General features: G+C 55.9%; 17 protein-coding genes and 1 tRNA gene. 5 read left to right on the top strand and 13 right to left on the bottom strand.

Features of this window, described 5'->3' with window-relative positions; genetic code table 11:
* Positions 1 to 4 precede the first annotated feature (4 nt).
* From QZ862_RS18490 to ugpC, 8 genes are all read right to left on the bottom strand, one after another.
* Positions 5 to 1,531 carry a sugar ABC transporter ATP-binding protein gene (locus tag QZ862_RS18490; RefSeq protein ID WP_296101438.1) on the bottom strand — a complete coding sequence of 509 codons (1,527 nt, stop codon included), beginning with the start codon at positions 1,529 to 1,531 and terminating at the stop codon, positions 5 to 7.
* A gap of 60 nt (positions 1,532 to 1,591) precedes the next feature.
* Positions 1,592 to 2,656, bottom strand: coding sequence for a substrate-binding domain-containing protein (locus QZ862_RS18485; RefSeq protein ID WP_296083703.1), 1,065 nt, complete (start codon positions 2,654 to 2,656; stop codon positions 1,592 to 1,594).
* A 77-nt stretch (positions 2,657 to 2,733) separates the two neighbouring features.
* Entirely contained in the window at positions 2,734 to 3,705 is a 972-nt protein-coding gene (locus tag QZ862_RS18480) for a TIM barrel protein (protein WP_296019075.1), read from the bottom strand.
* A 230-nt stretch (positions 3,706 to 3,935) separates the two neighbouring features.
* Entirely contained in the window at positions 3,936 to 4,856 is a 921-nt protein-coding gene (gene rbsK, locus QZ862_RS18475) for a ribokinase (protein WP_296019053.1), read from the bottom strand.
* Positions 4,857 to 4,864: 8 nt separating this feature from the next.
* A complete protein-coding gene (locus QZ862_RS18470; protein WP_363315949.1) occupies positions 4,865 to 5,725 on the bottom strand; it encodes a carbohydrate ABC transporter permease in 861 nt (286 codons plus the stop codon).
* 68 nt (positions 5,726 to 5,793) lie between these two features.
* On the bottom strand, positions 5,794 to 6,909 hold the full coding sequence (locus QZ862_RS18465) for a sugar ABC transporter permease (RefSeq protein ID WP_296083699.1): 1,116 nt from the start codon (positions 6,907 to 6,909) through the stop codon (positions 5,794 to 5,796).
* Positions 6,910 to 7,009: 100 nt separating this feature from the next.
* On the bottom strand, positions 7,010 to 8,671 hold the full coding sequence (locus QZ862_RS18460; protein ID WP_296101298.1) for an extracellular solute-binding protein: 1,662 nt from the start codon (positions 8,669 to 8,671) through the stop codon (positions 7,010 to 7,012).
* A gap of 59 nt (positions 8,672 to 8,730) precedes the next feature.
* Positions 8,731 to 9,792: a sn-glycerol-3-phosphate ABC transporter ATP-binding protein UgpC gene (ugpC, locus tag QZ862_RS18455; RefSeq protein ID WP_296101437.1), complete on the bottom strand. Its 1,062-nt coding sequence runs from the start codon at positions 9,790 to 9,792 to the stop codon at positions 8,731 to 8,733.
* Between the two features lie 358 nt (positions 9,793 to 10,150).
* On the opposite strand from ugpC, the gene QZ862_RS18450 reads away from it, so the two are divergent.
* A complete protein-coding gene (locus QZ862_RS18450) occupies positions 10,151 to 10,591 on the top strand; it encodes an RbsD/FucU domain-containing protein (RefSeq protein WP_296101297.1) in 441 nt (146 codons plus the stop codon).
* Between the two features lie 418 nt (positions 10,592 to 11,009).
* Here the strand turns inward: QZ862_RS18450 and QZ862_RS18445 are convergent, their stop codons facing one another.
* Together QZ862_RS18445 and QZ862_RS18440 are read right to left on the bottom strand one after the other, a co-directional pair.
* Positions 11,010 to 11,858, bottom strand: a complete 849-nt coding sequence (locus QZ862_RS18445; RefSeq protein WP_296101295.1) for an NmrA family NAD(P)-binding protein — start codon at positions 11,856 to 11,858, stop codon at positions 11,010 to 11,012.
* Positions 11,858 to 12,301 carry a nuclear transport factor 2 family protein gene (locus QZ862_RS18440; protein WP_296101294.1) on the bottom strand — a complete coding sequence of 148 codons (444 nt, stop codon included), beginning with the start codon at positions 12,299 to 12,301 and terminating at the stop codon, positions 11,858 to 11,860. Before QZ862_RS18440 ends, QZ862_RS18445 begins: the two co-directional genes overlap by 1 nt.
* Between QZ862_RS18440 and QZ862_RS18435 the strand changes: the two genes are divergently transcribed.
* Positions 12,295 to 12,975: a TetR/AcrR family transcriptional regulator gene (locus QZ862_RS18435; protein WP_296101293.1), complete on the top strand. Its 681-nt coding sequence runs from the start codon at positions 12,295 to 12,297 to the stop codon at positions 12,973 to 12,975. The two genes, QZ862_RS18440 and QZ862_RS18435, sit on opposite strands and share 7 nt — an antisense overlap.
* 117 nt (positions 12,976 to 13,092) lie before the next feature.
* On the top strand, positions 13,093 to 13,968 hold the full coding sequence (locus QZ862_RS18430) for an alpha/beta hydrolase (RefSeq protein WP_296101292.1): 876 nt from the start codon (positions 13,093 to 13,095) through the stop codon (positions 13,966 to 13,968).
* A 67-nt stretch (positions 13,969 to 14,035) separates the two neighbouring features.
* On the opposite strand, the gene QZ862_RS18425 is transcribed toward QZ862_RS18430, so the two are convergent.
* Together QZ862_RS18425 and QZ862_RS18420 are read right to left on the bottom strand one after the other, a co-directional pair.
* Positions 14,036 to 16,090: a pyridoxamine 5'-phosphate oxidase family protein gene (locus QZ862_RS18425; RefSeq protein ID WP_363315947.1), complete on the bottom strand. Its 2,055-nt coding sequence runs from the start codon at positions 16,088 to 16,090 to the stop codon at positions 14,036 to 14,038.
* Between the two features lie 55 nt (positions 16,091 to 16,145).
* Positions 16,146 to 16,757, bottom strand: coding sequence for a glutathione S-transferase (locus QZ862_RS18420; protein WP_296101291.1), 612 nt, complete (start codon positions 16,755 to 16,757; stop codon positions 16,146 to 16,148).
* Positions 16,758 to 16,878: 121 nt separating this feature from the next.
* Between QZ862_RS18420 and QZ862_RS18415 the strand changes: the two genes are divergently transcribed.
* The gene (locus tag QZ862_RS18415) at positions 16,879 to 17,772 is read left to right on the top strand and encodes a LysR family transcriptional regulator (protein ID WP_296101289.1); all 894 of its coding nucleotides are present in this window, start codon (positions 16,879 to 16,881) and stop codon (positions 17,770 to 17,772) included.
* A gap of 533 nt (positions 17,773 to 18,305) precedes the next feature.
* A complete protein-coding gene (locus QZ862_RS18410) occupies positions 18,306 to 18,512 on the top strand; it encodes a hypothetical protein (RefSeq protein ID WP_296101288.1) in 207 nt (68 codons plus the stop codon).
* Between the two features lie 313 nt (positions 18,513 to 18,825).
* Here the strand turns inward: QZ862_RS18410 and QZ862_RS18405 are convergent.
* Positions 18,826 to 18,902 (bottom strand) — tRNA-Met (locus QZ862_RS18405).
* Between the last annotated feature and the right edge of the window lie 48 nt (positions 18,903 to 18,950).

Below are 18,950 nucleotides of genomic sequence, written 5' to 3'. Positions count from 1 at the left end.
AGGTTCACACGGGTCGCGCAACGCGCGCCTCATCCGCATCGGCATTCGCCCCTGGAATGGCATGCGCGACAATCGCGCTTTCGCTTAGTTGATCACGTTCAATGGTCGCGGCGATCCGCCCCTCGCGCATCACCAGTACACGATCAGACAGACGGATGACTTCCGGGAGTTCGGAAGAGACGACGATGATGGAACGCCCCTCGCGGGCGAGGTCTTCGATCAGATGATAGATTTCCGACTTGGCGCCGACATCGATCCCGCGGGTCGGTTCATCAAACAGCAGGATTTGCGACTTGGCCGCCAGCCAGCGCGCGATAATCGCCTTTTGCTGATTGCCACCGCTGAACAAGCGGATCGGGCGATCCAACTGGAAGGGTCGAAGATTGACACGCTTCAGCAAATCCTTCGCGGTCGTCCGAAGCTTGGCATTGTTGATCATACCGCCGGACGAAAAACGACTGAGGGAGGCCAGCGCCATATTGCTGGATACGGGACGCAAGGGAATGATGCCCTCACGTTTGCGCTCTTCCGGCACCAGCCCGATACCGGCAGCGATCGCGTCGCGCGGGTTGGCGAAGCTCTGCTCCTTGCCGTCGATGCTGATCGATCCTGCGCTCAGGCGGTCTACACCCGCCAGCAGACGCAAAAGCTCCGTACGGCCAGAGCCGACTAGCCCGGCAATGCCGAGAACTTCGCCCTTACGCAAGGTGAAGGACACATCGCGAATTCTTGTGGCCGAAGAGAGGTTTCTAGCCTCGAGCTTGACGGTATCCTTGACGAAGGAATTATGCTCTTCCTGCATCAATTCGCGACCGACCATCTTCGCGATCACGTCGGTTTCCGAAACCTCGGCAAGATTGACAATGTCCACCAACTTGCCATCGCGCATAATGCTGGAGCGCTGGCAGATGCGGAAGACCTCATCCATCTTGTGCGACACATAAATAATAGAAACGCCGCTTTGCGACAGGCTGGCGATGACCTCGGCCAGACGATCGAACTCGCTGGGGGTCAGGCTCGATGTCGGCTCGTCCATGGCGATGACCTTCGCCTTGTCGAGAAGCGCGCGACCAATTTCAACGATCTGGCGCTGAGCGACCTTCAGCGACGATATTGGTGCCGAGGGGTCGATTGTTTTGTCGATCTTCGCAAGAGCTTCGGCTGCGCGGGCTTCCTGTTCGCGGCGGGACACGAACATGCCGCCCATATGCGTCAACGAATGTCCGAGAAACATATTCTGGGCTACACTCAGGTGCGGCACCTGCTGAAGTTCCTGGTGTATCATGGCGATGCCGGCGGCACGCGCATCCATCGGCTTCTTGAAGGCGACAGCCTCCCCATCAACGAAGACGGTGCCTGATGTCGGGCGAAACACACCCGACAGAATGCGCAAAAGCGTGGATTTGCCGGCGCCGTTTTCACCGAGAAGTCCATGGATTTCGCCGGGAGCGACGTCAAATGAAACGTCCGTCAGCGCGTTGACGCCGGGAAAGCTCTTGGAAATCGTCTCGAATCTCAGTCGTGGCGTCATGTTCCACCTCTCAGGCTGGATGGAGATGCCGGGTTTGGTCGGCATCTCCTTGAGCATTGATCACTTGGCAGTCTTGGCGTCTTCCATCAGCACGGCGCGCACATCGATGCCCTGGCCCTGATAGCGGCTAAGATTGTCTTTGGTGATGAGAGCCTGCGGCGTGGAGACAACGCGGGGCAGTTTCTGTCCGGCCACCAGACGAAGCGCTGTCTCAAGCGCAACTTCGCCGGTCAGAACTGGGAAGCTGTCAACGGTACCCGTCAGTTCACCTGCCTTGATGGAGGCATAGGCATCGGAAATGCCATCCGTGCCGAAGACTGCGACCTTGCCAGCAAGACCCGCAGCCTTGACAGCTTCAACGATGCCAAGCGCCATGCCGTCGTTGTTGGCGTAGAAACCAATCAGATCAGGATGCTGGTTGAGGATGTTGGTGGCAGCATCATAAGATGTCTGGCGATCCCAGTTGCCGGGAACGCTGGCAACGACCTGGAACTTGTCGTTTTTCGTAATTGTGGATTTGAAACCGTCCGTGCGCTGCACGGCAGCGTATACACCGGCCTGACCTTCGACAATGGCAACCTTGCCGCCCTGCGGACGGTTCTCGATAAACCATTTGGCCACGCGCACACCGTTGTCACGCTGGACGTTGCCAACATAATGTTCAGCCTGCGGAATGACGGCATCGTTGACGTTGACGACAGGAATATTGGCGGCCTTGGCCTGCTCGATAACCGGCTGGAGATTGGCATCCGTCTGCGGCGAAACGAGCAAAACATTGTAGCCCTGCGTGATCATGCCTTCGGCAATGGTGAGCTGACCCAGTTGGTCGCCTTCGCTCTGTGCGGCCTGATAGGCGACGGGAACGCCGACCTTCTTGCCGAAAGCTTCATATCCCAGACCCAGCGAGCGCCAATATTCATTGGTCAGCGTCTTGGACACCGCACCTGCCTTGGTGCCCTCAGGTAGTTTCGGGAAAGGCCCGAGCTTGGCTTCCAACTGGGACCAGTCCATGCGATCCTTTTCCGTATCGGAATTCAGCGGCGCAAGTTCCTGCGCAAAGGCTGCGCTGAACAGGAAGCTGGCGGCAAGCCCGGCAGCGAGTGTTGTCTTCAAAAAGGTCTTCATCGGTTTCCTCCCAGATGGAATGTGTCCGCACGCCTTCGGCATGCGTTGTGACGAGGTTTTGGATTTTCGTGTGCAGATCAGCCGAGCATCAGTTCCTGAATGACGGCCTGCGCGGAAACGGCATCCTGACGTTCAACGGCACCGGACAGGCGATTGTCCTGCTCGATACGATCCACCACTTTCAGCATCCGCTTGACGGTCTGAATGTTGACTTCGCATTCGTGAACCGGGTCGAGGCCGGTCATGTCAGGGAAGGTATCGAAATAGATCGCACCATCATAACCGTCCTTGCGGATCTGGCGCAGAAGCTCGATCGTCTGCTGGGTATGCACGGCTCCCACCATCAGGCCGTCGTCACGCTTGGCGTAACCGTCATTGAGGTGAACGCCGAGAACGCGGCTGTAGCGGGCAATCAGGGCTGCAGCGAAAGCAGGCTGCTCGTCCGCATAAAGCACATGAGCAAAGTCGAGCGTCACACCCAGGTTGGGCATGTCAACATCCTTGATGGCCAGCAGCGTGGTCGCGCAATCTGGCATAAGGCTGTAGGAACGAGGCTCGTTGGGCTTGTATTCGATGCTGATGAGGCAATCCGGATCATGAGCGCAAACTTCACGAATTCCGTCAATCTCGTGTTGCCACAGAGTGTGGTAGTCAGCCTGGAAGGCGTAATCGAAGCCATCCTGCCCCAGCCACAACGTCATCAGGTTACTGCCAGCGGCACGCGCAGCGTCGATACCCTTCTTCGTGAGATCGATCGCTTCCCGGCGCACAGCTGCATCCGGGTTGGTGAAGGCACCGATCTTGAACGCCGGATTGGTATAATAGCGCATGGCAAAGCCATTAATAGCAAGCCCCAGATCGCCTATCTGGCGAGCAAGAAGCGCCGGATCATCAGCAACATGGTCGGGATAATTCAGATCTAGATCCGTCAAACCATCTACCTTCGCAGCACGCTTTGCCATCTGCAACATGGTCGGCTTGCCGGAAATATCAGGCCACTCGGCAGCAGGCTTCGAGGCGAAGGAATTCAGTCGGGTGGCGAATTTCAATTGGGTCACTGGTCTTGCTCACTTCAGTCGCTGTTGACGCAACTTCACAAATTAATTCTATTTTGTAAAGCTATATATGTTGTGCATAGCATCAATTCGTGTCGGAGGTCGCGTTTTTTGACGTTAATCCGTGCGTCAGGACGCGCGAAATCAGCCGCGAAGCTTTTTGCAACTATGGTGGCCTGACATGAGAAGAAAGGCCGCGGGGTGCGCGGCCAAATCTGATGGCGTCAGCGCGCCATCACTGCTTCGATTTCGGCAAGCATCGGCATTGCTGGGGCCGTCCCACGCCGGGTCACGGCAATACCGGCGGTCGCGCAACCGAGCCGCACCGCCCAAAGCGGCTCGGCGCCACGCGAAAGCGCAGCCGCAAATCCACCCACGAATGCATCCCCCGCGCCGGTCGTATCGATGGCCGGACCACAGAAGACGGCAGGCACATGAACGGATTGGCCCGGCGCATGAAACAACACGCCCCGCGCGCCAAGCGTGATGATGGCCGCGCCAACGCCGCGAGACAGGAAAATATCGCCCGCGCGCTTGGCATCATCAAGCGTATCGATTGGAAAGCCGACAAGCGCGGCAGCTTCCGTCTCGTTCGGAATAATGAAGTCACAAAGGCGGTAGACGTCCTCCGGGAAGGCCTCCGCTGGTGCGGGGTTGAAAATCGTTGTGACACTGGCGTTGCGCGCAATTTCCAAGGCATGCCGCGCGGCCTCCACAGGCTGTTCTAGCTGGGTGACGAAAACGTTGGATTGCGCAATTGTGTCGCGTGCCGCTTCCACATCGCCAACACCGATCGTTCCTGCTGCTCCCGCATAAACGATAATGGCATTGTCGCCGGTGCTGTCGTTGACGTAGATGAAAGCGGCACCGGTCGGCTGATCGTCCATAACCGTCAGCTTTGCCGTCACGCCGGCCTCTTCATATGTCTTCAGGGCCAGATCGCCAAATGTGTCGCGGCCAATCTTGGAAATGAAAGACACCTTCGCACCGGCACGCGCCGCGGCAACGGCCTGGTTGGAACCTTTGCCGCCCGGACCGACTGCAAAGCCGCTGCCAGTAATGGTTTCGCCCACAGCAGGCATGCGGGGCGCAAGATAGGCGGTATCAGCAACGAAAATACCGAGAATGGAAACGCCTGACTTCATTCCAGACCTCATTTTACGGCGCCTGCGGTGAGGCCCTTCACGATATAGCGCTCAAGGAAGATACCGACGAGAACGAGCGGCATTATGGCCGCCGTAGCAATCGCCGCCATCGACCACCAGTTGATGCCCTGTGACCCTGTTTGGCTGGCCACCATCACCGGTAGGGTCTTGGCGTTCGAGCTCGTTAGCAGCGCGGCGAAAAAATACTCGTTCCAGCACAGAATGACCGAAAGGATGAAGGCCGCAACCATGCCGGGCAAGGCGATGGGCAAAACGATGCGCAGAAATGCACCCCAGATCGAACAACCATCCACCAGTGCTGCCTGCTCAAGTTCGACAGGTATCGTGTCGAACTGATCGCGCATGATCCATATAACGATGGGCAGCACCATCAGCGTATAGACGAGGATAAGGCCGGCCAGCGTGTCGAGCAGCATCAGATGTTTGTAGAGAACCAGAAATGGCATCGCCAAAACGACAGGCGGCAGTATGAGTTGAGACAAGAAGAAGAAGGAAATATCCTTATTCTTCATCCAGAGAAATTTGTAGGAAAAGCGGCTGAGGCCGTAGGCCGCCAGCGAGCCGATCAATACCGCCAGAAACGATGCGCCGGCCGAGGCTACGATACTGTTAAGAAAGCGGCGAATAAATTCGTCACGAACCGTCGATTGCGCGAAGATCGTATCGGGAGAAAGACCCAGTGAGCGCCAGCCTTTCCAATCCGGCGTAAAGTCAACGAAAGGAATGAGATGCCCTTGCGTCACATTGACTGCCGTCTTGAAGGACGTTGTGATGGTCCAGTATATTGGAAATAGCGACACGAAAGCCCAGAACACCAAAGCCGCATAGATCAGCAGACTGCTGGTCATGAACTGCGGTCGGCGGGACCAAAAGCTTAATCGTGGGGTGGATGTTTCAACATGTGCTGCCATGGGCTTCAGCCTCGATTGTCCCGTTGCATCCAGCGGCTCGCCCCTTTCAGGATGAGCGCGACGAAAATGATGATGATGACGAGATAGAATTCCGCAAGCATGGTGCCGTAGCCGACATTGGAGCGGTCTCTGTATTCACGGAAGATGAAGCTGGAAACGGTATCGGTCGCTCCGCCCGGTCCACCTGCAGTTACGTTGATAACGATATCGGCCAGCTTCAGCTGAAAAATGATACGAAGAATGATGACCGTTATGCTCACAGGCAGCATCAGCGGAAAGGTGATTTCCTTGAAGCTCTGCCAACCGGACGCTCCATCCACCTTCGCCGCTTCCTTGATTTCGGAGGGCAAGGCCTGAAGCCCCGCAAGCAGCAGGATCATCATGAAGGGGATGGAGACCCAGGCATCCATGGCCATGATCGAAGTCCGCGCCAACCATGGCGTCGAGAAGAATGCCGGATTGTCCCAACCGAGGTGGCGCGCAAGCGTCGCAGCTGGGCCGAAACGATACTCCATCAACGATTTGCCGATCATCCAGCTCACGGCAACGGGGCTCAACATCAACGGCAGCAGGAACGCGACACGAAAGAATTTACGCGCTTTGATCTCCGCGTTCAGCAACAATGCGAGCCCGAAGGCGATGGCATATTGCACCAGAACAGACAGAACATAATAGACCATGTTCAGCAGCGCGTTCCAGAAGTAGCGATCTGCAAACAGTGTTCTCAGATTATCAAGCCCGTTGAAACGGCGGCCCGCTACAGCGCTCAGGTTCCAGTCGGTAAAAGCGATATAGAGGCCGAAGACCGTGGGGAAAACCACCATGGCCACAGTGAAGAGAACGGCTGGCAAAACGAAAGCTGCGCGCTGCCCCGCCTCCCCGCGGATCATGACTTGCGCCGCGCAAAGCGCTGCAGCCCATATGATGTAGGCAAACAGCAATGGTTGCCAGCTGACGAAACCAAAGGTCGTGATGCCGGCTGCGTCAGCTATCTGCGCAAGAAGGGCGCCAAAGAGCAGCACCGTCGCGGCCATGAGCAACAGCTTTCCACGCCGCGCGGAGCTTGGTGGAACGACGGTCCGCTGCACAGGGCTGATGGTTTGCGTGATCGTATGCGACATGAGCAGACCTCTTGGCTGGTAAGCCGAACGGAAGACTTGGCGACTCAGGCGGCAAAACCAACCGCCTGAGCAATTGCAAACTAAAGATTTGCACTAGGCCTCATGCCCCGAGCGAGGCCTTGTAAAGTGCAATCTGCTTGTCGCGCCCGAGCTGATCCGTCAGCTTTTCCCATGCCGCAGCGATGGCGTCCGCTCCGGCCTGAGCGCTGGCCTGTCCGGCAAACACCTTGGCAAGCTCATCTTCCGCGATGCTGTAATATTGGAAGATACCGGGAATACGCGGCTCGATGGCAGCGTTGGGGTGATTGTAGGAGTTGGACTGCGAGGCGAGGTAGTTCGAGATGAACGCCTCGTCATAACCCGCCGTCACCCATTCCTTGATGTCGAACTGGCTCTTGCGATAGCACTGGAAGCCGGATGGATAGGCTGCCGTCCAAAGCGCGATGTCCTTGCCACCCAGATGGGCTGCCGCGCTCCAGGCCGCCTTTTTCTTTTTCTCATCGCTGTCGACCCGCGACATGACGTAAACGCCCCACCCGAGATAGGCCATGTTCGGGGCGTGGTTCGGACCGCTCGCCAACTTCTCCCATTTGCCGGTTTTCGAATTATAGACATCGTCAGAACCCGGCAGGATATCGAAACCAATGGTGTCGCCCACAACAGAACTATCGCTGGTGCGTGCGGCAGCACCGACATCACCCCACCACGAGACCATCGAGCCGGTTCCAGCAAGAAACTGCTGGAAGGCCGTGGTGCCGGGATCGGCATTTAGCTGGTCGCCCGCTTCAGATGGCAGAGCATCGATAACGTCCTGAATGGCACGAACCCAGGCAGGATTGTTGATGCGTGGTTTCATCGTGTCAGCGTCGAACAGCCAAGCCTTGTCATCCGGATGCTTGGCATATGCCGTCGCACGGCTGCCGAGGAAGTAGAAGCCGAAACCACCCCAGGCCTTTGGCGCATCGAGATAGCCAAGAGCATCACCGCCAGCGACGGTCTTGCCCTTGAGGAATTTGGTGACTTCCTGCACCTTCTGCCATGTTTTCGGCACGCCCCACTCGCCCTCGTGGCCCTCGTCCTTCCAGGCTTTGGCAAGATCGGCATCGGTGAAGTAATCGGTGCGATAATTGAAGTTGTGGCAGTCGCCATCGACAGACACGCGGTAGGTCTTGCCATCCCATGTGCCTACGGGCGCTTTCAAGTAATCGACATAGTCGTCCATATCGATCTGGGCCTTGACCCAATCCGGCATCTCGGAGGCCAGCCCCTTGCCGCAAACATCACCCTCGAACGGCGCACCCATCTCGAGGATGTCGAAATCGACTGTGCCGGTGGCGATGGCCTGTTGCAGACGCGGATTATAATCCGCCTGCGCCAGATCGATCCAGGTAATCTTGGCACCTGTGTACTCTTCCCAAGGCTTCAGAAAGCCGCGAAACAGAACATTGTGAAGGTTCTGGTTGTTGAGGCCCATGAAGGAAAGCTCGACACCGGCAAATTCGCCCTGCTTGACGTTTTTCTTCGTCGCCCCCAGACACATTTCGCCGACCTTCTGCCAGTCAGCATCAGTTGGAGAGCCCTTGCCGACGCCCGGCACCTGCAATATCTGACTGCGCAAGGATGCGTCCTGCGCATAAGCTGCTCCGAACGGACCCATCATACTGCCTGCAGCTGCCGCGGCACCCAGGCTCGCACCGGTTTTCAAGATGGCACGGCGGCTCAGGCCGATAGCCATCATTCTCTCGAAATCACTGACTTTCATGCGGTTCTCCTCCCGTTGATTTGTTATCGTCGCTTTTCTCCTGACGGCGACGACCAGATTCACTCCAGCCTCAATCCGCTTTCCCCATCGAAAAGATGGACCAGCGCAACATTCGGCGTCATTGCAATCGTGCCGCCCGCGGGCTCTTCCACGCGCTCGCGAAAGACGCCGATGATCTTCTGCTCACCAAGCTTGGCAAAGACTTGCGTTTCCGAGCCAGTCGATTCCACTACCGTCACCTGCGCGCTGACAGTTCCGCCAAGCGTGAAATGCTCTGGCCGGATACCATAAAAGGCAGACCTTCCATCAGAGCCGGCAGGCGTGCTTGATAGGGGCAAGCGAATGCCATCATCCGTTTCGAAATAGGGTTCAGCGGCATTGCGAATATGGCCTTTGATGAGGTTCATGGATGGAGAACCGATGAAACCGGCAACGAAGGTATTTGCGGGCTTATCATAAAGCGTCAGCGGCGAACCGATCTGTTCCACGCGCCCGTCTCGCAGCACGACAATACGGTCGGCCATGGTCATGGCCTCCACTTGATCATGCGTCACATAGATCATGGTCGTTGCCAAACGTCGCTGCAATTCCTTGATTTCAGCCCGCATCTGCACGCGCAGCTTGGCATCGAGGTTGGATAATGGCTCATCGAAGAGAAAAACTTTGGGATCGCGAACAATCGCTCGCCCCATAGCCACACGCTGGCGCTGGCCACCGGAAAGCTGGCGGGGATAACGGGCCAGATAAGGTGTAAGATCTAGTATCTCTGCCGCCGTACGGACGCGGGAATCGATATTCGCCTTGGCCTCTCCACGCATTTTTAGCGCAAAGCCCATGTTCTCCGCGACTGTCTTGTGCGGATAGAGCGCATAGCTCTGAAACACCATGGCAATATCGCGATCCTTCGGAGGCAGGTCGTTGACCACTTTTCCGTCGATCTGGATATCCCCAAAAGTGATCGGCTCAAGCCCGGCGACCATCCGCAGCAGGGTCGATTTTCCGCAGCCGGACGGCCCCACCAAAACGACAAATTCGCCGTCAGGTATTTCAACGGTAACGCCATGGATCACTGTCAGGCTTCCATAGGCTTTCCCGACATTGACGATGTTCATCGATGCCAATAGCTGTTCTCCTCCACCGGCGTCGCACTCCCCGCGACTCTGCGCCTCCCAGCCAATGGGCGAGTACAGCCTGTCAGCCGTACCTGCCATCGATATGCTATCCTTGGGAGGACACATCCGTTCCGTGAACTTCACACATATAAATATTTTTGTAAATTAGGCCGCCGTCAAATTTTTCCGATTTTCATGTCTACGGCAAAAACTGACTTCAATAAGTCACTCTCTGGCGGAAGAGCGCGTTCTGTGGTTTGTTTCTGTACCGCTACTCGTATCACTTTGGTCACCGGCTAATTGCGTACATTACAAATATGTTGTATTTCGTGAAGAATAACTCTGCAGTTTCTGGGAGGAGAAAGCAGTGCTCAAAGGGATTGACCCTATAATTAACGCTGAGCTGATCCATGCCCTGATGCTCATGGGCCATGGCGATCAGTTGGTCTTATGCGACATCAACCATCCTGCACAAACCATCGCGCACCACACGACGTATGGGCGTCTGATCGATGTTTCCGGCTGTGGTCTTGAGCATGCGGCGCAAGCCATCCTGAAGCTTTTCCCGCTCGACACATTCGTCGACTCTCCGGTGAAACGGATGCAGGTCGTTGGCGACCCGGACGGGCAAGTTCCAATTTTCGCGGTGATGCAGTCGGTTGTCGACAATGCGGAAGGTCGACCTGTGAGAATTGAAGCGCTGGAGCGTTTCGCTTTCTACGATGAAGCGAAAGCCTCATTCGCCATCGTGCGCACCTCTGATCCGGGTCCATATGGCTGCTTCATTTTCAGTAAAGGTGTTGTTTAATTTCTGGCCAGCGGGCAAAACCGTTGGGACTTGATTTTGCTTATCGTGGATCAACCAGCAAGGCTTTGTATCCGATTGCAACGAACACGGAATTCGGTCCCGCGCTAAAGATCAGCTATCTCGCCCCTTAATATTTTGGTGCACAACAAAAATCATATGCCCGGTAACAAATGTCGTCAGAGATGAACTCGAGCCCCGAATTGAGAACCGTACTTAACGCCTTGAAGGGGATCCGAGCCTTCGGGGGCAGATTAAGCATCTGTTCTGACGGAAATATTTGGACGCCGGCAATAAGGACTGTCCACCGCTGAAGATCGAAGGGCGAGAGCGGACGTCGCCATTCTTCGCGTCTTCACCTTTCTGCGATGGGCTTTGTTTTTGGCAACTGGTTGACAACGACCGCCTCAAAGTGAGGAGATCAAGGCAGCCAGCTTTTGATGTTGGCTCGTATAAAAGCATCTGCAGATGTCGGCGCTTGTTGCGTCAGGGTCAACACCCCATCGGTAAGGCAGTCTTCGTGCCCCTCCTCGATCCACTTGTCCATAGAAGCAAGAAGTTCCGCATAGTCCCTATCCAAGCCACCAGCGCGATATCGCTCGGCCAGTTGTTCAACGCTGAGCTTCACATATCGAATGGGGCGATCAAGAATACTACTGAGCTTGGACGCAATTTGTGCGTAGGAAAGGGTTTCAGGGCCGGTAAGGATAAAATCACGGTTCCAGGATTTATCTTCAAGCAAGGCGCTGACAGCCGCTCTTGCAATGTCGTTTGCGTCAATGAAACCAACGCGGCCAGATCCAGTCGCCGAGTAGATCGCATTCTCTTGTCTGATCGTTTGTTGATGTTGCGGTTGCGAAAAGTTCTGCAAGAACCAAGTCGGACGCAAGACAGTCCATTCCGGCGCGCTGGCTGCAAGATATGCATGTATTTGCCCCATCATAGGCCCACCAGCCTCCAGCGATGATGCGCTGAGAAGAACGAAGCGCTGCACACCGGATGAGAGCGCAATATCGAGGATGGGAGGAACAACCGTCCCATGATCACTCGTACTTGTCGGAGCAACAATGTACATGGCATAAACCCCATCGAAAGCGCGGCGCGCACTTTCTGGCTGCTGCCAGTCAAACAGAATGTCGTTTTCGCCAGACGGTTTACGCGTCGCTATCCTCGGCAAAATGCAGGCTTTCCTCAGCCCTTCGGCAACCAAACGTCCTGTTGTTCCAGTACCGCCCGTGACTAGGATTGTTTTTGTTTTGTCTGTCTTCATCACTGAGTCTCCGCCATTGCGGGTGAAGATTTTGTTGTTGAGAGAAGAACAAGTGGGTTCCAGTAATCACGGTAACGCGTGATCAGACCGTTCTTCAAATCAACCACCGACACATAGGTTTGATCGTAACGCGCACCCGTGTCGTTCGAATATCCGCCGCAGTCAAATTCGATCGTGGCCGTTTCGAAACCAGTTCCAATGATGACTCGATTGAGGCTCATCGATTCAATCGTCAGTAAATCGGCAACAGTTGGAAGATAGGCGGCGAGTGCTGATTTACCCATGAGACGCTGAGTGAATCCTTCTGGTGCGTACGGAAACTCGAAAACGATATTTTCATCGCACATGTCGAGGAAAGATGTTGCCTCGCGGGAAATCAAATCGCCCAGAGCCTGCCGAAGTAGAGCTGATAGGCTCGGAAATACGTCGTCATTGCTTGGCATTGCACTTTACTCCTTTTGGATGGAACGCTATCGTTCCGTTCACTAGATATGGAGCAGTTTCAATGGAACGCAAGAGTACCGACGAAAAAAGTGGGCGCCACCCGAGCGGCGCTGCGGTCATGCGCACGGATCTGACGCATGCTTTGATACGAGCTTTTTTTGAAGATTGGGCTGCTTATGGCTACGGAGGAATTAGTCTTGAGCGGGTCGCAACGCGAGCGGGCGCGGGCAAAGCTGCGATCTATCGCCGTTGGCCATCTAAGCTTGCACTGGCATCAGAGGCAATCGATGATCTTGGCCTGAAGCTCACCGACGTGTCGGAAAGAGGAAGCTTGCTCGAAGAGCTTGAAGCTTACCTGCTGATGATGCGGCGGGCACTCCGCCATCGTCTCGTGCGCAGGATTTTACCAGATCTTTATGCGGAAGCAGCTCGCGAAAGCGAACTCGCGATCGCTTTGACGAGGCTGGCTGCGGCCAGAAGAACTGCCGGAACTGCATTGATTGAGCGGGCGATCGCGCGCCGCGAACTCAATGCGAGCGTAGACGTGGAAATGGCGCTCGATATGATTCCATCGGCTCTCTATTGGCGCATCATCGTGACGAAGCGCAAGATCAGCAGAGCTCAAATCGAACGACAAGCAAAAGCGCTGAACGCTGCCATCAAGCTCCTATGACGTTGAAACTGTGAAAAGCGACACCACTGCTGACGTCGGACTGCTGCACGGATAAGAAATAGAGCATCGGAAACAGCTCTGGTCGTGCGATGTTACCGGAAAAACAAGGATTTCCTCATGCCCCATGTCGATACTGACAACTTGCGGATTGGTTTCATCGAAAGCGGTGACAAACACGGCAGGCCGGTTTTACTATTGCACGGTTGGCCTGACGACGCTTCGACGTGGGAAAGTGTCTCAGAGAGGCTCGTTGGTCGTGGTCTGCGGTTGATAGCACCCTATATGCGCGGGTTCGGCAGCAGCATATTCCGCAATAAAGACGCCTTGAGAACAGCCAATAGCGGCATCCTCGCCATGGATGCGATCGCTTTGATGGATAGTCTGGGGATCGAAACCTTCTCTGTCGTTGGCCATGACTGGGGAGCGGGCGTTGCCGAAGGATTGGCTGTTGGCTGGCCTCAGCGCGTCGACAAAATTGCGCTGCTGTCATCGCTTCCACGCATTGGTGGTCTAAAAACGCCGTCCTTTAAGCAGGCGCAGAGATACTGGTATCACTGGTTCATGGCAACAAAGCGCGGAGCAGAAGGAGTTGCCTCCGACCCGCACGGGTTTGCGCGCATTCAGTGGGATAACTGGGGCCCGGAAGGCTGGTTCGACGAAAGCACATTCAATGCTGTCTCGAAATCCTTTGACAATCCAGATTGGGTAAACGTCACCCTGCACAGCTATCAAGCCAGATGGGGTGAGGCTGAGGTTGATCCGGCCAGCCATTGGCTGGAAGACCGGATCAAGGAAACAAAATCGCTTTCCTTGCCAACCCTCTATTTCCAAGGTCTGGAAGACGGTGTGAACCCGCCTGAGCTATCGGAACATCTTCACGAAAAGTTCTCCGGGCCATTTCAGCGTGTTACCCTCCAGAACGTTGGGCATTTTCCGCAACGTGAGGACCCGGAAACGGTTGCAAGGGAACTGGCAATCTTTCTCGGCTGCTGACCCGTGATGACGTTCGTTGGACCCGGTGATGCTGCACGTATCTGGTTTGGTGCTGAACGCGCGCGCCTCACATATCCAGCCGCAAATCCTCGTCCATTTGTGCAGGAACCGAACAGCAAATCAGTGCCTCGCCATCTGCTACGGCATAACTGGGCTCTGATTGGTAACTGACGTCGCCTTTGACTATCTTCGTTCGGCAATCGCCGCAACTGCCAGCCCGACAGCCGTAGAGTGGGCTGAGGCCGCACTGCTCCGCGAGCTCTAGCAAGGAGCCTTCGCCCGGCCTCCAGATGGCTTCTTTTCCCGTTTGCGTGAAGACGACGCGAGTGGGCGCTTGAGCTGTGGGCTTGCGTGGCAGTGCCGATGGGTGGACGCCGCCATCACGCTTCAAGCCCGATAGGCCGAACGCTTCGGCATGGATTCGATTGTCTGCGACATCCAGTTGGCGCAACCCGTCATACATTGACTGCATGAAAGATGTCGGTCCGCAGATGTAGAAATCATAGTCGCCGAATGGCAAATGTGCCTTTAACAGCGCCATGTCGATGCGACCGGCTGCATCGAAAAGGCCGTTGTCATCGATATTGGGCGTTCCCAGGACCTTAATATCCCGAACCGTGCCCTCGCTATGCGCGACCAGTTCACCGATCTCGCGATCAAACGCTCTTTCGGCAGAAATGCGTGACGAGCGGAACAACCATATTGGCCGGCGATAGCGCGTTCTGTCGCCGGTGTGGACAAGATGGTGCAGCATAGACAGCACGGGCGTGACGCCGATACCCGCCGCAAGGAAAACGGCCGGTCGGTTACGTTCCATCGCGTCGATTGTGAAGGTTCCGGTTGGCGACAGTGCCTCGATCTCGTCGCCTTCCCCGATCGCGTGCAGGAGCGTGGAGGCCCGACCCTCACGCTTGATGCTCAGCCTGTAGAAGCCATTCGATGGAGCGCTGGATATAGTATAGCTCCGACGAAGCGTGTCGTCCCCGTCTCCTATACGAATCGGCAGATGCTGGCCTGCAAGATGCGGAACAAGGGCCTCATCATTGATCGGCACAAGATGAAGCGAACGGATTGTTGAGCTTTCCTGTACGACCCGTTCCACTCGAAGAGGCCTCCATGTCTTTGGCTGGGCAGAAATCTTCAAGCGGCTTTCGGCCTGCCTCCATTCTCCGGTCATAAGGCTGCTTGGCGACATGCCATCTTCAAGAAAGCTCCATCGCAGCGGCAACGCATCTTTGCGCAGCACCACCCTCTGCGGCATGACGCGCCAAAGGCGTTCTGCGCCGTCAAAGGCGGCAATTTCAGGTGAAGCCAATATGATTTCGGCGCCGCCGGTGATCTGAAGCATGTCACCCGTCTCATGATCAACGAACAGAAGTCCGGCGCGAGGATTGATGCGGAAATTGCCGAGCGTATTGAAGAACAGGTTTCCATTGAAATCCGGCACGGTCAGGCCACCATCGGAATCGATGCGAACGAAACCGGGCCGGCCACCCCGATGGGAGACATCCACCTGCCGTCCTTCAGTGTCGCGATCCACATAAGATGCAACGAAGAATGTGTCGGCAGACTCGATGATGCCGCGCGCATAGACATCGAGCCGATCTGAAACCAGTGCTTCGGAACGCTTAGGCTTTGCCGGATCGCGCGCAAAGCTGAATTGCCAGTTTTGGATGTAGCGCGGGCAATTGCCGAAGCTCTGCTCGACGACCACGGAAAAGCGGTCACTGCCGCTGCGAACAACCGTACCGTTCAAACGATTGCGCCGGCGGGTGATAAGATCGACGCCGACCAAACCGATCGCGTCTCCATCCTTCATTCCGCTTTCTGCCGGATCATCGGGATCACCGACAGCATGGATATCCAGTGTCAGCGGATCGGGCGAATGCAGAAAGCCCGGTCTTCCACTCCGGATCGTCGCCCATGGCTTACCGTTGCCATCGACAGAGCCGATAACAATGAAGGGCAGCAGCCCGTAAAATTCACGATGTTGATCAAGTAGGAATGGGCGCAAGACCTTGCGTCCGATGGCGTCCATCTGGTCAACCACGCCAGCGTGCCGCTGTAACTGCAACTCTCCTGCATGCCATGGTGACGGGGATGAGAATTCTTCAGCAGGCACTGAAATCTCCTATGAGAAGCGGCAGCCGAGACCACTGCCCCGGCCGTATGTCACGTCAGGCTGCAAGGCCGACGGGCGTTTTTGGAAGAGCGATGAAACCGGGCAAAGCCTCGATCCGCGCCAGCCACTGGCGAACCTGCGGATGCGGTGTCAGATCGACGTTACCTTCCGGAGCGCCTGCAATGTAGCTGTAGAGGGCGACATCCGCGATGGTCGGTTTGTTACCGATGATGAAAGTGTGATTTTCAAGTTCCGCATCAATCAGGCCAAGAATCCGGTGGGCGCGTGCGATCACCTCCTCGGCCCGGAAGTCTGCCCCGAAAACCGTGATCAGGCGGGCAGCACACGGACCATAGGCAATTTCTCCGGCCGCGACGGAAAGCCACTTCTGGATCTTCGCAACAGAGACGAGGTCTTCCGGCAACCAATCCTCGCGGCCAAGCTTCGTGGCAACATAGACGAGGATTGCATTGGAATCACTGACGACGACATCCCCATCTTGCAGCACCGGCACCTGACCAAACGGGTTGAGCTTCAGGAATTCAGGCGTCTTGTGCTCGCCATTTGCCAGGTCGAGGTCGATAATCTCGGCATTTACGTTGAGCAGGGACAGGAAGAGGCGAGCGCGGTGCGCATGGCCCGATAGAGGAAAATGGTAGAGTTTCATGGCTGGCTCCCTTTTCGACCCGGACAGCATCATCCGGTGACGGGAGAAAATTAGTGGTATCCATATTTTTGTAGTAGGCTGCAAATTCTGTAGGCACCCTCTCGTTTTTTGGAATTCATGTATGGATCGTCTCGATGCCATGGCAGTTCTTTTGTCTGTGGTGGAACATGGCAGCATTTCAGCCGCGTCGCGCGCCCTGCATTCGCCACTACCGACGGTCAGCCGCAAGCTCACCGAACTGGAGGCCCATCTCGGTGTTCGCCTTTTCACTCGCACCAGCCGTCGGATCATACTCACTGAGGCCGGCGGGAATTATGTCGCTGCGGCACGTGAGATTCTCGAGCGGGTAGACGAAGCTGAACGTCGCGCCGCCGGAGAATACGCCACGCCAAAGGGAGACCTTGCCATGACGGCGCCGATTGTCTTCGGCCGCCTGCATGTATTGCCAATCATCACGGATTTCCTGAAAGCGTTTCCGGAGATCAACATTCATCTGACGATGAGTGACCGAATGATCAGCCTTGCTGACGATCATATCGATGTTGCTCTACGCATCAGCGAACTTTCAGACAGCAGCCTGATTGCGATCCGTCTGGGTTCGATCCGCACGACGACCTACGCCAATCCCGATTATCTCAAGCGGCACTCCCGCCCGTTGCATCCTGACGACCTCAAGAACCACGATTGCATTGCCTTCAGCGAAGTACTCTCAACGCGGTTATGGACGTTCCGCGACGGAGCAAAGGAAATCGAAGTGCCAATCCGAACGCGCCTTTCCGTCAACACGGCAGAAGCAGCGGTCGATGCCGCAGCCGCCGGTCTCGGAATAACACGCGTCATGGCCTATCAGGCAAAGTGGGCCGTTGATGCCGGCCTGCTGGTGCCGCTGTTGGAGACGTTCGAACCGAAGGCGTCGCCGGTACATCTCCTCCACATATCGAAGGGCCTAATGCCACTGAAACTCAGGACATTTCTCGACTTCGCAACGCCGCGACTAAGGGAACTATTGAGATAGGCTTTTGCCACACGCAATGGATTTGTGGTCACATTGAATCACCATGAACTTCCAGCCCACGCAGAACAGCCTCAACACCCCTGAAATATGTGTATTTTTTGATTTAGGGGCGCCTACGCCCCCTAAGCGACTGCACTTCTCCCGTAGAAATTATATTTCCGAATGATTTTTTCGAACTTCGAAGCCGTCATCAGCCGTGACATCAGGAAAATGACCTCCCGGGCAACGTGATACATTACATCAGCGGACGGGTCTCGATAGCTCACGCACTATCGGACCCGACAGCTATGCGAGGCGTTGGGAGGTGCATCGAATATTTTCGCATCTTCGATTGGGCGGCTGCTGTTTGGAAAGATGATTGGCTCCGAGTTTCGGCATGTTCCCGGATTCGTAGCGATCTAAGCATAGGCTTCGACGCCCTCGACACTTGTGTCATGGGCGATCGGCGAGAAGATTGCAGAACGCATTATGGCCGGGCATACCGTCATCCTCGCTTTCGATGAGATGCTGAACGATCTGGAACAACGAAGCCTGTGACTGATGAGCGAGTTGGCCGCAGCGCCCTCAACACCCACCCACGCCGCAACCCCGCCCTCAATGCCGGAGTGCTCAAAAGCGCGATCGCCGCCGTCAAGCCCATGCTGTCAGCGCGGGAGACTGGTGTCGGGGAAAACTGCATATCAATCATCCGCCAGTTGGTGCAGAAAGGAGTGGTCGTGCCATCCGCTGACGGCAAATAGGCGGAACTGACCATCGACGGCCACACAGCCGACCAAGAAGCGTGGCTTGAAGTCTCACAAGAACTGCGGGAATAGCATTCAATGGAGTTCGCCCGCAGACGTTCTACTTCAACCTCTCCGGCACCAACTCTGGTGCTTAGTCGGAGGGCGTGATCGAACGACCCATGCCTGCATGTCCTGTCAAAGATGCCGCTCGATAGTCCTTCCGACGAGCGCACCGCGGAGGCATGCGTGAAGGAATGCCCTGCCCTGTAAACACAAAAAGCCCCAAGGCATCTGCCAAGGGGCTTTGTGTTTCGTATATTGCATTATTTGGTTGCGGGGGCAGGATTTGAACCTGCGGCCTTCAGGTTATGAGCCTGACGAGCTACCGGGCTGCTCCACCCCGCGTTGACATTGAGCGATGTCCGAGCAAGCACCCGGAGTTTTTTGTTTAGA

It is taken from the genome of uncultured Agrobacterium sp., from assembly GCA_913777615.1.
Classification (GTDB): Bacteria; Pseudomonadota; Alphaproteobacteria; order Rhizobiales; family Rhizobiaceae; genus Agrobacterium.
The sequence above is the reverse complement of the archived record's forward strand: the minus strand, read 5'-3'. Positions and strand labels throughout refer to the sequence as shown.

Coding starts and splice junctions, on each gene's coding strand:
- QZ862_RS18490 (WP_296101438.1), bottom strand. CDS start 1,531: ATGACGCCACGACTGAGATTCGAGACGATTTCCAAGAGCTTTCCCGGC.
- QZ862_RS18485 (WP_296083703.1), bottom strand. CDS start 2,656: ATGAAGACCTTTTTGAAGACAACACTCGCTGCCGGGCTTGCCGCCAGC.
- rbsK (WP_296019053.1), bottom strand. CDS start 4,856: ATGAAGTCAGGCGTTTCCATTCTCGGTATTTTCGTTGCTGATACCGCC.
- QZ862_RS18470 (WP_363315949.1), bottom strand. CDS start 5,725: ATGACCAGCAGTCTGCTGATCTATGCGGCTTTGGTGTTCTGGGCTTTC.
- QZ862_RS18465 (WP_296083699.1), bottom strand. CDS start 6,909: ATGTCGCATACGATCACGCAAACCATCAGCCCTGTGCAGCGGACCGTC.
- QZ862_RS18460 (WP_296101298.1), bottom strand. CDS start 8,671: ATGAAAGTCAGTGATTTCGAGAGAATGATGGCTATCGGCCTGAGCCGC.
- QZ862_RS18445 (WP_296101295.1), bottom strand. CDS start 11,858: ATGAAGACAGACAAAACAAAAACAATCCTAGTCACGGGCGGTACTGGA.
- QZ862_RS18440 (WP_296101294.1), bottom strand. CDS start 12,301: ATGCCAAGCAATGACGACGTATTTCCGAGCCTATCAGCTCTACTTCGG.
- QZ862_RS18430 (WP_296101292.1), top strand. CDS start 13,093: ATGCCCCATGTCGATACTGACAACTTGCGGATTGGTTTCATCGAAAGC.
- QZ862_RS18420 (WP_296101291.1), bottom strand. CDS start 16,757: ATGAAACTCTACCATTTTCCTCTATCGGGCCATGCGCACCGCGCTCGC.
- QZ862_RS18415 (WP_296101289.1), top strand. CDS start 16,879: ATGGATCGTCTCGATGCCATGGCAGTTCTTTTGTCTGTGGTGGAACAT.